The sequence below is a fragment of the Actinomycetospora sp. C-140 genome (genome assembly GCF_054796175.1).
The window spans coordinates 73943-86468 of record NZ_JBTWNF010000015.1 but is presented as its reverse complement, the minus strand read 5'-3'; the positions used below and the strand labels follow the sequence as shown (position 1 = coordinate 86468).

General features: G+C 74.8%; 8 protein-coding genes. 4 read left to right on the top strand and 4 right to left on the bottom strand.

Annotation, left to right across the window (positions count from 1 at the left end; translation table 11 throughout):
• Positions 1-20: 20 nt before the first annotated feature.
• Positions 21-1436 (top strand): hypothetical protein, encoded by a 1416-nt coding sequence (locus ACR9E3_RS23075; protein WP_460382924.1) that lies wholly within the window; start codon positions 21-23, stop codon positions 1434-1436.
• Positions 1437-1440: 4 nt separating this feature from the next.
• On the opposite strand, the gene ACR9E3_RS23070 is transcribed toward ACR9E3_RS23075, so the two are convergent.
• The 4 genes from ACR9E3_RS23070 to ACR9E3_RS23055 all read right to left on the bottom strand — a co-directional run bounded on the left by ACR9E3_RS23070 (position 1441) and on the right by ACR9E3_RS23055 (position 7230).
• Positions 1441-3318: a glycosyltransferase gene (locus ACR9E3_RS23070; protein WP_460382923.1), complete on the bottom strand. Its 1878-nt coding sequence runs from the start codon at positions 3316-3318 to the stop codon at positions 1441-1443.
• 85 nt (positions 3319-3403) lie between these two features.
• The gene (locus ACR9E3_RS23065; protein WP_460382922.1) at positions 3404-5512 is read right to left on the bottom strand and encodes an acyltransferase family protein; all 2109 of its coding nucleotides are present in this window, start codon (positions 5510-5512) and stop codon (positions 3404-3406) included.
• A 125-nt stretch (positions 5513-5637) separates the two neighbouring features.
• Positions 5638-6555, bottom strand: coding sequence for a class I SAM-dependent methyltransferase (locus ACR9E3_RS23060; protein WP_460382921.1), 918 nt, complete (start codon positions 6553-6555; stop codon positions 5638-5640).
• Positions 6556-6582: 27 nt separating this feature from the next.
• The gene (locus tag ACR9E3_RS23055; RefSeq protein ID WP_460382919.1) at positions 6583-7230 is read right to left on the bottom strand and encodes a hypothetical protein; all 648 of its coding nucleotides are present in this window, start codon (positions 7228-7230) and stop codon (positions 6583-6585) included.
• Positions 7231-7416: 186 nt separating this feature from the next.
• Between ACR9E3_RS23055 and ACR9E3_RS23050 the strand changes: the two genes are divergently transcribed.
• Genes ACR9E3_RS23050 through lysS form a run of 3 tightly spaced genes read left to right on the top strand, consistent with a single transcriptional unit; the run spans position 7417 to position 12519 of the window.
• Positions 7417-8292 (top strand): DMT family transporter, encoded by an 876-nt coding sequence (locus ACR9E3_RS23050; RefSeq protein ID WP_460382918.1) that lies wholly within the window; start codon positions 7417-7419, stop codon positions 8290-8292.
• Positions 8289-9092: a hypothetical protein gene (locus tag ACR9E3_RS23045; protein WP_460382917.1), complete on the top strand. Its 804-nt coding sequence runs from the start codon at positions 8289-8291 to the stop codon at positions 9090-9092. The genes ACR9E3_RS23050 and ACR9E3_RS23045 overlap by 4 nt, the downstream gene beginning before the upstream one ends.
• 1 nt (position 9093) lies before the next feature.
• Positions 9094-12519 carry a lysine--tRNA ligase gene (lysS, locus tag ACR9E3_RS23040; RefSeq protein ID WP_460382916.1) on the top strand — a complete coding sequence of 1142 codons (3426 nt, stop codon included), beginning with the start codon at positions 9094-9096 and terminating at the stop codon, positions 12517-12519.
• Positions 12520-12526: the final 7 nt, after the last annotated feature.

Genomic DNA, 12526 nt, shown 5'->3' with positions numbered 1-12526 from the left:
GACCGTGTCATGATCGGTCGGTGAGCAGCGGGGCGCAGCCCGGGCGTCCCTGCGCGGCGGACCTCCTGCTGGCCCTCGTCCTCGGGGTCGCCGCCGGGGCGTGGTTCCTGTGGGTCGAGGCCGGCCCGACGGCGCAGGGGGTGCTGACGGGCGAAGAGGCGTCGATCGCGCACCGCGACGCGCTCGCGCTCGCGCTGCACTGGCAGCCCTCGGAGTGGAGCACCAACGTCGGCGGGCAGCTGTTCTACCTGCTCACCGGCCGCCTGCAGGGGCTGTGGGACGGCTACACCCTGTTCTCCCCGCGCGCCGCGAAGGCGGTCGCGAGCGCGCTGCTCGCACCGCTCGCGTTCGCCGTGGCCCGCCGGCGGCTGAGCTGCGCGCGGGTCGGTGCGGTCGCCGCCGCCGTCCTCGTCGTGCTCGTGCCGGGGGTGAGCTCCTTGGCCTGGGTCGCCATCGAGACCCCGCTGGACGCGCTGGCCGGCATGGCCGCGCTCTACGTCGCGACCTCAGGACGGCGGTGGTGGCCGGTCGGCGGCCTCCTCGCCGGGGTCTCGGTGTCGCTCTACACCGCGGGGCTCGCGTGGGCGGTCGCCGTCGCGGTCGTGCTGCTCGCGCGGATCCGGCGGCCCCTCGACGCCCTCGGCGCCCTGCTCGGGATCGCCGCCGGGGTCGCCGTGGTCGTCGCACCCCTGGCGTGGTGGCACAACGGCGGGCTCATCGTCACCGGCGGGGGCCGGGCCGGGCCGGACCCCGGGGCCGCCGGTCAGCACCTCGCCGAGGTGCTCACGTACGCCGTGCGCTCCGGGGGGTCCTACTACTACGCCACCGGCCTCCCGACGCTCGGCGGGCCCGTCCCGGCCGCGGTCCTCGTGGTGGGGGTGGTCGTGGCGGCGGTGGCGCGGTTCCGCGCGGTCTGGCCCTGGGTGCTCGTCGCGCTGTCCTGTGTCGCGCTCTACGCCGTCTCGAGCGGTGTCCCCGGCGCGCGGCGGGTCGTCGCCCTGGCCCTCGTCGCGGCACTGCTGACCGGCGTGGCCCTCGACGTGCTCGCTCATCGCCGGCCGTGGTGGACGGCGCTGCTCGCGGCGGCGACGGCGCTCGCCGTCGCCGCCCCCATGGCCGTCGGCCTGGTGGGGTGGCGTCAGGAGCTCGCGAGCGGCGAGCGGCACATGGTCACCGACTGGCCGCTGCCCGTGGCCCCCGGTGCCACCCAGGCCTCCACGCTCGGCGACCTCGCCGCGGCGCTGCGGGCCGGACGTCTCACACCCACCCAGGTCGGCGAGGGCTACGGCGGCACGCGGACGCTCGCGCTGCTGTATCTCCTCGACGCCGACAACGGACGCCCCCCGCCGCTGACCACGGATGACGTGCTGCGCTACTACCCCGCGACCTCCGACTGCCGCGCCCTCGACGGACCGGCCTGTGGGCCGCTCCGCTGACGGGTCACCGGCCCTCGAACAGACGACGCCAGTTCTCCGCCGCGGTCAGGCGGGGCGCGGCAGTGCGCCAGGACTCGCGCGCGGCGGCACCCTCACGGGTGAGCCGCCACAGGACGCGGGCACCCTCGCGACCCAGGGTCTTCAGGGCCTCGGGGTCGCGGCGACGCACCCGCACCCCGCCCTGGCCGGCGTCGGACACCGCGACACGATCGAACAGGCCGACGTGCCACCAGTGTGCTTCGCCGGCCCCGATGAGCCCCGCGTGCCGGGGGGTCCGGCCGAGGAGCTGCTGGGCGATGCGCTTGGCCATGACGAGCCGGTCGCGGGTCGGCTCCGGACCGGATCGCGCGATCTCCATGTCGGTCGGCGCCATGCCCGGGGCCTCCGTGACGCGGTGCGCGACCGTCTCACCGTGGCCCGCCCGCAGCGCCCGGATGCGCGCGACCGCCGCGACACCGCCGTCGTCGAGCACCCGCGGGCCGGCGAGGAAGTCCTCGACGGCCGCGACGAGCGTCGCGGCCAGGCCGTAGTTCATCGCGACCAGGTAGCGCCCGAGGAGGTCGGCCAGCACGCCGGTCACGTGCCGCACCGGGAAGGGCGAGTGCAGCGCCGCGGTGATCATGGCGTTGCGCAGGTTGAAGTACCGGTGCCAGTCGTCCCAGTCCTTCCAGGGGAAGTCGGCGTGCCACACGCCCGCTCCCGGCAGGGTGACGGTGGGGACGCCGTGGGCGCGGGCGCGGTAGCAGTACTCGACGTCGTCCCACTGGAAGAACAGCGGCAGCGGGTAGCCGGCGCGGTGCACCAGCTCGGACGGGATGAGGCACGACCACCAGCCCGTGTAGCCCGCGTCCACGCGGCGGTCCTGCACGTTCTTGGTGCCGTCCGGGAAGTGCGCGGTCACGTCGGACTCGCCGACCGCGCCCGGGCTGACGTGCCCGTTGGTGAGGTCGGTGAGCACGGCGTACTCGGCGCCCGCGAGCACCTGGGTCGGGTGCAGCAGGTTGAGCATCTGCGCGCCGACGATCGTCGGGTCGGCCACGCATTTCCCGAAGGCCGCGAGCCGCACCACCACCTCGGGCTCGCAGCGGATGTCGTCGTCCATGAACAGGACGTCGACGTCACCCCCGGCTCCCGACACGACCTCGTAGAGCCCTCGGGTGAACCCCCCGGAGCCACCGAGGTTGGGCTGGGGCAGGTAGCGGAAGCGGTCGCCGAGTCGGGCGGCGACGTCGGCGAACCCGTCGCGGGTGTCGATCCGGTCGGTGCCCTGGTCCACGACGACGACCTCGTCGAGGAGCGCCGGCACGTCGTGCTCGGCGGTGAGCGCCTGCAGGGTGGCGATGCAGTCGTCGGCGCGGTTGTGGGTGCAGACCACGACGGACGCGCCCCGGTCCGTGGCCGGCGCCGCCACCGTCCAGCGGGCGTCGTGCAGCACCAGCTCGGCGTCGTCGGTGACGATCTCGATCCAGAGCCCGCCGCCGTCGAGGAAACGGTCGAGCGGGGCGGAGAGGCGCAGGTCCTCGGCCTGGGCGTCGTGCACCGCGAGCGTGCGCGGCACGCCGTTGGTGTCCGACGCCCGCAGCATCACCCGTCCCGCGCCCCGGGTGCGACCCTCGAACCGGACCTCGGTCGCGGTCGTCCAGCGCTGCCAGTAGCTGGCGGGGAAGCGGCCGAAGTAGGTGTTGGTCCCGACATGGCTGAACGCGCCGACGCGCACGTGGTGGCGCCGCCGTTCGGCCTGTCCGCGCAGGACCTCGATGTAGAGCTCGTCCGGGACCTCGGCGACGGGGCCGGAGAACAGGCCGCGGCCCACCACCAGACGTGCCCCGTCGCCGGCGTCCTCGATCTCGCGGGGACTGGAGAGGGTGGCGACGTCGGTCATACGGACAGGCTCCCAGGGGTCGGGCCCGGCGTCGGGTCGGCATGCCGGGGACGGGCGGACCGTCTCCAGGGTAGGAGGCGGGGGTTCACGACCCGATCAGGGACGCGATGCGCTGCCCCACCACCGGGGCCAGCGAGGTCGTGAAGGTGGCCGTGAGGTGGTTGTCGTCGAGGTAGACCATGACCCGCCCGATCTCCGGCGGGCAGACCGTGGGCAGGCAGATGCTGTTGGCCAGGTCGAGCACCGAGACCGTCGACGGGATGCCGGCCGGCACCGGCGGGCCGGAGGGGTAGATCGCGCTGCGCGGGACGTTGCAGTCCGCCGCGTCGCGGCCGTGGGTGTCGACGCAGCCCGGCGGGGCGTAGTCGTAGCGAGGGTTGTCCCGCACCGCCATCACCGGGACGCCGGCCGTGGCCAGGTCCTCCCACGCCGCGACCATCCCGGGCGGTGTGGCCTCGGTCGGGCCGGGGCGCACGTTGTGGGACGCCTGGCTGACGACGAGGGCCGGTCGCTGGGCGGCCAGGGCGGCGAGCGCCTGCTGGTTCCAGGCGATGCAGTCGGCCTCGCCGACGTTCGACTCCGACGTGGTCGACAGCGGGCACCCGGGCCGGATCAGCGTCTTGACCTGCCATCCGCGTTCCCGGGCGATCGGCGCCACGGCCGGGAGGAACTGCTGCATGTGCGAGTCACCGACGACGACGATGGTGCGGGCCGTCGGGTCGGGGGACGGGACGAAGGTGCACTCCTCGAGCGCGGGCTGGTCGGGCACGCCGGAGCAGCCCGTCCCGGCGTCCTTGTAGTGCACCCAGTCCTCGTAGGCGGACACCGCGGGCGGGATCGCCTCGGCGTCGCGGTTGCCGCGGTCGACGAAGCCCGGCGCGAGGGCCATCGCCCCCGGGTGGTCGGTGTCCCCCACGACACCCGAGGGGGTGGCGCGGGCGACCGTCAGACCGTGCCAGGCGAGCGTGAGCACGAGCACGGGGACGAGCGCCGCGAACGCCACCCGGTGGTCGCCGAACCGCGTGCGCGCCTGCCGGCGTCCGCGCCGCAGGAGCGGGTCCTCCACGAAGTGCCGCGTGGCGGCGGCGAGCAGCAGCGACGTCGCGACGACGGCCGTGCCCAGGTAGAGCCCCGGTCGCTCGCTGGAGTCCTCGGCCTGGGCGAGCAGCAGCACCGGCCAGTGCCAGAGGTAGAGCGGGAAGCTGATGCTGCCGAGGTACTGCATCGGGCGCGACGACAGGAACCGCACGCTGCCCAGACGGTGGTCGGTGTCGCCGGCGACGATCACGGCGGCGGCGCACAGCACCGGCCAGAGCGCGAGGTAGCCGGGGAACCCGCCCTCGACATCGAGCACCATGCCGCACGCCGCGAGCCCGGCGAGCCCGGCCCAGCCCACGAGGACGCCGGCCCAGACGGGCAGCCGCAGCCGGTGCACCCCGAGCGCGAGCAGCCCGCCGAGCGTGAACTCCCAGAGGCGCGTGAACGCGTCGAAGTACGCGAAGGTCTGGTCGGTCGCGGTCGAGGTGATCGACCAGGCGAGCGACGCGACGGTGACCGCGAGCAGCACGGCCACCACGGCCGGGCGCACCCCCCACCCGCGGCGACGGGCGATCAGCGCGACGACGGCCACGAGGACGGGGAAGGCCACGGCGAACTGGCCCTGGATCGACAGCGACCAGAAGTGCTGCACCACGCTCTGCGTGTTGTGCGAGGCGTAGTAGTCGACCGCGTCGGCGGCCAGGCGCCAGTTCTCGACGAAGAACGCGGAGGCCACCATCTCGCGGACCGCCTGCGGCCAGCGTGACTCCGGCAGGAACACCAGGCTCGCGAGCAGGGTCCCCGCGAGCACGACCGCGGCCGGCGGCACCAGTCGCCGCAGGGTGCGGCCCCACTGCGCGAGCAGGTCCACCCCGCCGCGCTCGGAGGCCCGCACCAGCTGGCCGGCGGCGAGGAAGCCGGTCAGCGCGAAGAAGACGTCGACGCCGCCGGACACCCGGCCGATCCACACGTGGTAGATGACGACCAGCAGGGACGCGACCGCGCGGAGGCCCTCGATCTCGGGTCGGAACCGTGAGCCGTCGCTCGGCTGGCGCCCCGACACGGGCGCCGCGGGAATCTCCGCGGTGGGGCGGTCGGGGGCCGGCGCATCCACCTGGCTCCCCGGCCGGACGCGCTCGTCGGCCGTGGAAGTCATCGCCTCGGACTGTGCCCTTCCCGCTCGCGACCGTTCACACCGGGGTCCACCGGGAGCAACGATCCGGTGACGCCGGGTGCACGTCGTACCGCCCTGGGGCGGACCGGGCGGTTCGTCCGGTCGGATCAGCGATCGGGGCCTGTGGACACCTCACTACCCCGCGGGACCTGGGCCGGAACCTGGGACGGCACACCTGTGACCACCGCGACGACCTGTTCGTTGTCGTGGGTGAACGCCTCGTAGGTGAAGGTCAGGCCGGTGCTCTCGACGTACTCCGTCCAGGCGCGGTGCTCGCCCTCCTCCCAGCCCGGGTGGTTGAGGTACTCGTCGAACACCACCACGGATCCGGGACGCAGGCGGGGGCCGACCTGCGCGAGCACGGTGGCGGTCGAGGAGTAGAGGTCGGCGTCGAGGTGCAGGAGGTCCACCGGCCCGGGGTGCTCGGCGAGGAACGCTGGCAGCGTGTCGGCGAACCAGCCGACCACGAGCTCCGCGCCCGGCACCTCGGGCGGCTCGACGTCGTCGAACGTGCCGGCCGTGAACCCGGCCCGCCAGTCCTCGGGCAGGCCCTGGAACGAGTCGAAGCCGTAGACCCGGCCGTCGCCGCGCGCACGGGCGATCGTCCGCAGCGTGCGCCCGCTGTAGACCCCGAACTCGAGCGCGAGTCCGCCGGCGGGGGCGAGGCCCAGGGCGTGGGCCAGGGTGTCGTCGGGGTGCGGGAACGTGCGGGCCCCGGGCATGGCGTCGCGCACGTAGCGCGCGCTCGACGTCACGGCGTCCCGTTCGCCCGCGGCGAGCATGTCCCGGCGGTCACGGACCTCCCGGGCGTGGAGCTCGTGGCGCAGCGCGGCGAGGTCGCTGCGCAGGCCGTCGACCGCCGAGCGGAGCTCGCCGAGCTCGGCCCGGCGCGACCGCGCGTCGGCGTCGAGCGCGTCGAGGCGCGGCAGCACGCGCCCGTCGACGGCGTTCCCGACCCCGCGTTCGACGGCACGCACCAACCGCACGTTGAGGGTGTGGCGCAGGCGGGACAGGCGGCCGGACATCGGGTCATCGAAGCCGAGCCGGACGGGTCACGTCGAGGTCGCGTCCACCGCGGGTCGCGGACCGGTCGTCGTCGACGGTCGGGTGGTCCGCCGGGTCGCGGCGACCGCGAGCAGGGTGAGGCCGATCGCCAGCATGACCATCGTCGCGACGCCGAACGGGTAGTAGATGTGGCTGGTCAGGAACGACCAGGCGCCGACGACGGCGAACAGCGCCCCGACGCCGCCCAGGAGGCGCCAGAGCCCCGGGGCGCGGACGAGGGCCAGGACCGCGGCGAGCAGCGTCGCGGCGAGGTAGGCGTAGGACCCGACGACACCGAGCTCGTCGGCGATCTCGAACAGCCACCCGACCCAGGGCCCGGGACCCATGCGCATGGTCTCGTGCCCGCCGCCCACGCCGGCCAGGGCGTCGAGCGCGCCGTAGAAGCCCGCGTAGACGAGCCCGAGGACGGCGGCGAGCCCCGAGAACACCCACCCGAGCGGGCCCGCCGGCCGGGACACGTGCACGACCGCCCAGGGCCCGAGCGCGAGCAGCGGGAACAGGACGAGGCCGATGACGTGCAGGTCGCGCCACCACGGGGCCGTCTCGGGGGTCAGCACCGCGGGGTGGGTGCTGCCGAGGAACGCCAGCGCGAGGGCCGGGAGAGCGGTGGCGGTCACGGCCGCGGTCGCGCGCATCCGGCGCATCCTCCCAAACGCCGCATCCCGCCCCGGTGATGCGGACGCATCGCACGCACTGTCATGATCACGACAGCGGAATCGGACCTCCGTGCACCGATCGGGTGGCGTGATCGTCGGGATGTCGCGCTGCGTACCTGCGCGGTGTTGCACTGTCCGGGTGACGGCCGGCGACGGGACGACGTGGTGACGCTGCTCGCGGGCGCGCTCGCGGTGCTCGCCGCGCTGCTCTTCGCGATCGCGTCGGTCGCCCAGCGCGGCGCGGCGGCCGACGTGCCCGACGAGGAGGCGCGCGGCGGGCGCCTGATCGCCCGTCTCGTGCGCTCCCCCCGCTGGTGGGCGGGCACGGTCGGCGACACCGGCGGCTTCGTGGTGCAGGCCGCCGCCCTCGGGCTCGGCGCCCTGCTGCTCGTGCAGCCGCTGCTCGTCACCACCGTGCTGTTCGCGCTGCCGCTCGAGGCGCGCCTGACCGGGCGGCGCATCGGGCGGACCGAGGTGGTGTGGGCGGGCGTCCTCGTCGCCGCCCTCGCGCTGTTCGTCGTCGTGGGCGAGCCCACGGCCGGGGCCGACCGGGCCCCGCTGCGCACCTGGACGCCGTCACTGGTCGTGCTGCTCGCGCTCGTCGCCGCGTGCGTGCTGCTGGCCGGGCGCCGCCGCGGGCCGCGCCGCGCCGCGATGCTCGCCGTGGCGACGGGCCTCGTCTACGGGCTGGTCGCGGCCCTGACGAAGTCGGTGGTCGACGCGCTGGGCGACGGCGTGGTCGAGCTGCTGACCTCGTGGGAGACCTGGGCGGTCGTCGCCGCCATCGCCGGGGGCACGTTCCTGCAGCAGACGGCCTTCGGCGCCGGCCCCCTGGCGGCGTCGCTGCCCGCCGTGACCGTGGGCGAGCCGGTGGTCGCGGCCGTGCTCGGCGTGGTCGTCCTGTCCGAACAGGTACGCGCCGACGGCGTGGAGTGGGCGCTCGTCGCCGTGCTCGTCGCCCTCATGATCGCCGCGACCGCGGCGCTGTCGCGGTCCTCCGCGGCGGCGGCCCCGGCGCCCGTCCCGGCGGAGGTGCCGTGACCATCACCCTCGACATCGAGCACCGCGCCGCCGCGGCCTGGATGCTCGGGTCGTTCGTCGCCGTCTTCGTGCTCACCCGCGTGATCGTGCGGATGATCCGGGCCGGCAAAGGGCCGTTCCGCAACCAGTCGGTCGGCGGCGTGCACCTGCACCACCTGGTCTGGGGCATCTTCCTCATGCTCCTGGCCGGCGTCGGTGAGTTCACCTACCAGCCCGAGCCGCCGTGGCTCTACGTCCTGGCCGCCGCGTTCGGCGCCGGCGCCGCGCTGACCCTCGACGAGTTCGCCCTCTGGCTGCACCTCTCCGACGTCTACTGGGAGCGCGAGGGCCGGGTCTCGGTCGACGCTGTGCTCGTCGTCGGCGCGCTGATGGCCCTGCTCGTGGTCGGCGCCAACCCGTTCGACTCCGACACGAACGACGGCGTCGTGGCGGTGGTCGTGACGATCGTCGTCGGCGGCCTGCTCTCGGTCGTCGCCCTGTTCAAGGGCCGCCCGCTGCTCGGCCTGCTCGGCCTGCTCGTGCCGGTGTTCTCGCTCGTCGGTGCCCTGCGCCTGGCCCGCCCGACGTCGCCCTGGGCGCGGTGGCGCTACCGCGAGGGCTCGCGGAAGGCGGCCCGGGCGCGGCGCCGGTTCCCCGAGCGCGACCGGCGGCGCTGGGACGCCGTCGTGGAGGCGATCGCCGGCGCGCCCGACGACCCCGCCCCGGCCACCCCCGCCCCGACCACCCCCGCCCCGACGAGCCCAGCCACCCCGGGCCCGCCGCCGGAGGAGGCGCCGAAGGAGCAGGAGGGAGCGCGCTGACATGGACGCCCCGACGGACGCCCACCTCACGCACCTCGGACAGCAGGAGCTCCGGGCGGCCAAGCTCGCGGCACGTCGGGCCGCCGGGGAGACCGAGCCCTACCGCTGGCCGGTGGACCACGCGATCGCGGAGATCCGCGACGAGCACACCGACCTGCCGCCGGACACCGTCACCGACGTCCGCGTCCAGATCGCGGGCCGCCTGACCGGTCTCCGCCGCCAGGGCGGGCTGAGCTTCGGGACGCTGCGCGACCGCACCGGCACGATCCAGCTCTTCGTCGACACCGCGGTGGTCGGCCACGACGTCCACGCGGCGATCGACGACCTGGACCGCGGCGACTGGGTCGGCGTCGCCGGCGTCGTCATGACCACCCGGCGGGGTGAGCTCTCGATCCGCGTCGAGGAGGCCGCGCTGCTGGCCAAGGCGCTGCGCCCACCCGCCGGCGGCCACCACGGGCTCACCGACGTCGAGACCCGCTACCGGCAGCGCTACGCCGACCTGCAGGTCAACGAGCGCACCCGCGAGATCTTCCGCATCCGCCACGCGGCCGTGCACGCGATCCGCTCGCACCTCGCCGACCAGGGCTTCACCGAGGTCGAGGGCCCGGTGCTGCAGAGCATCCAGGGCGGGGCGTCGGCGCGGCCGTTCGTCACGCACCACAACGCGCTCGACCTCGACATGTACCTGCGGATCGCCCTCGAGCTGCACCTCAAGCGGCTGATCGTCGGCGGCATGGAGCGGGTGTTCGAGATCGGGCGGGTGTTCCGCAACGAGGGAGTCGACACCCGGCACAACCCCGAGTTCACGATGCTCGAGGCCTACCAGGCCTTCGCCGACTACCACGACATGATGGACCTGACCGAGGGGATGGTCACCGCCGCGGCGCGCGCCGCGCTGGGTGACGAGCTGACGGTCCGCTACCAGGGGCAGGAGATCGATCTGCGGCCGCCGTGGCCGCGCCGCCGCTTCGCCGACATGATCGCCGAGAAGACCGGCGCCGTGATGCACCCGGAGATGCCGATCGCCGACGCCCGGGCGGCCCTCGACCGCCTCGGCCTCGCCTGGGAGCAGGGCTGGGGCGCGGGCCGGCTGATGAAGGAGGTCTACGACGAGCGCGTCCAGCACGACGTCGTCGGCCCCGTCTTCTGCATCGACTACCCCCGCGAGGTGTCCCCGCTCGCCCGCGCCCACCGTGACGACCCGGCCTACAGCGAGCGCTTCGAGCTGATCGTCGCCGGGTTCGAGCTGTGCAACGCGTACTCGGAACAGAACGACCCGGGCGAGCAGATGGCGGCCTTCGAGGAGGAGGCGCAGGCCAAGCGCGACGGCGATCCCGAGGCCGGCGACATCGACCTCGACTACGTCCGCGCGCTCGAGTACGGCCTGCCGCCCACCGGCGGGCTGGGCATCGGCATCGACCGCCTCGTCATGCTGCTCGCGAGCGTCGACTCGATCCGCGAGGTCATCCTCTTCCCGACCCTGCGCCCCGAGTTCGCCCCGCCGCCGGGCGGCGGCCCGGGCGGGGCGCACCGGCCGGTGCTGCCGCCGACGCCGATGCCGGCGGCCGCGCTGGCCGCGGCGACCCCGTCGGTGCCGGTGGGCGCGGGCGTCGGCGGCTCGGCCCTCGCGACCGCGCCGACCCCACCACCGCCGGAGGAGTCCGAGCGACGGCCCTGGGTGGTCTCGGTCGTGGCGGGGCTGACCGCGCTGGCCGGGCTGCTGCACCTGCTGGTGCACCTCCCGATCGTCCACGAGCGCCTCGGTGACCGGGTGGGGCTCGACCTCGTGCCGCCGTGGTTCGCGGTCACCGGGCACGTCCTCTCGGCCGCGATCGGGCTGCTCCTCCTGCTGCTGGCCGACCAGCTCGCCAAACGCAAACGGGCCGCGTGGCGCGTGGCCGTCGCGCTGTCCGCGCTCGCGGTGCTCGCCCACGTGCTCAAGGGCCCGCACCAGGTCGGGCTCGCCATCAGCGTGGCGCTGCTCGTGCTGCTCGTGGTCGCCCGCGGGTACTTCCGGGCACCCGCCGACCCGCCGTCGCTGCTGCGGCTGGTGCGGTTCGTCCCGATCTACCTGGCCGCCGTCCTGGCGTTCGGCTTCGTCTCGCTCGGCCTGCAGAGCGGTCGGATGACGCCGCCGCTGACCTTCGCCGGCGGCCTCGGGACGATCTTCGGGGGGCTGGTCGGGCTCGACGGGCCCTACACGTTCTCCCGGCGGCTGTTCGCCGACACCTTCCCCGCCGCGCTGCTCGCCCTGGGCGTGGTCGGACTGGTGGTCTTCCTCGTCCTGCTGTTCCGGCCGCTCACCGCCCGCGACCCGCACACCCGCGACGACTGGACGCGCGCGGAGACGCTGGTGCACACCTACGGCTGGGACACCCTCGCCGCCTTCGCGCTGCGCGACGACAAGAGTTTCTTCTTCGGCTCCGACGGCCGCGCGATGATCGCCTACACCTACCTCGGCGGCTACGCCCTCGCGGCGGGCGACCCGATCGGCGACGAGGCCTCGCTGCCGGCCGTGGTCGACGAGTTCCTCGCCATGTGCGCGCAGCGCGCCTGGACGCCCGCCTTCCTCGCGGCCCGCGAGGAGGACACCCGCGAGGGCGGGCTGCTCGCGTCGCGGGGCTTCCGGTCGTTCTACCTCGGCGACGAGGCGATCATCGACTGCCCCTCGTTCACGCTCGAGGGCCGTGATCGCAAGAGCGTGCGCGCGGCCGTGCGCCGCGTCGAGCGCACTCACCGCTTCCAGATGGTCGCCGAGTCGGCGGCCTCGCCGAAGCTCGTCGCGGCGCTGAACGCGATCTCGGAGAAGTGGCGGGGCAAGGACCCCGAGCGCGGCTTCACGATGTCGCTGTCGCAGGACGTCACCGGCGCGGAGGCCAACCGCGACTTCCTGCTCTGCGTCGCCCTGGACGCCGACGGCGTGCCCGGCGGGTTCCTCCGCCTGGTCCCGGCCTACGGCGGCCCGGCCACCGGCACGACCTTCGGCTACACGCTCGACCTCATGCGCCACGACCCGGGCGCGCCGAACGGCATGACCGAGTTCCTCATCGCGCAGAGCGCGACGGCGCTGGCCGAGCGCGGTGTCACGCGGCTGTCGATGAACTTCGCGATGTGGGGGCGCCTGTTCGCCGACGACGTGCCGTTCACCGCGACGCAGAAGCTCGCGCGGCGTGCCGTCGGGGTGCTCAACCCGTTCTTCCAGGTCCGCTCGCTGCACGACTTCAACGCGAAGTTCGGCCCGCAGTGGCTGCCGCGGGTGCTGGCCTACCGCAGCCCCGCCGACCTGCCCCGGGTCGGGCTGCTCTACGCGGGCGCCGAGGGCTTCCTCGCCGTCCCCGGCCTCGGACCGATGTTCGTGCCCGCGGCCGTCGGCGGCGCGCCGTCGCCGTCGAGCACCGCCCCGGACGCACCGCCGCGCGCCGCGTGAGCCGACC

What these genes read in the sequence shown, in the direction of transcription:
- ACR9E3_RS23055 (WP_460382919.1), bottom strand. Translation starts at nt 7,230, where the DNA reads ATGCGCGCGACCGCGGCCGTGACCGCCACCGCTCTCCCGGCCCTCGCG.
- ACR9E3_RS23070 (WP_460382923.1), bottom strand. Translation starts at nt 3,318, where the DNA reads ATGACCGACGTCGCCACCCTCTCCAGTCCCCGCGAGATCGAGGACGCC.
- lysS (WP_460382916.1), top strand. Translation starts at nt 9,094, where the DNA reads ATGGACGCCCCGACGGACGCCCACCTCACGCACCTCGGACAGCAGGAG.
- ACR9E3_RS23060 (WP_460382921.1), bottom strand. Translation starts at nt 6,555, where the DNA reads ATGTCCGGCCGCCTGTCCCGCCTGCGCCACACCCTCAACGTGCGGTTG.
- ACR9E3_RS23065 (WP_460382922.1), bottom strand. Translation starts at nt 5,512, where the DNA reads ATGACTTCCACGGCCGACGAGCGCGTCCGGCCGGGGAGCCAGGTGGAT.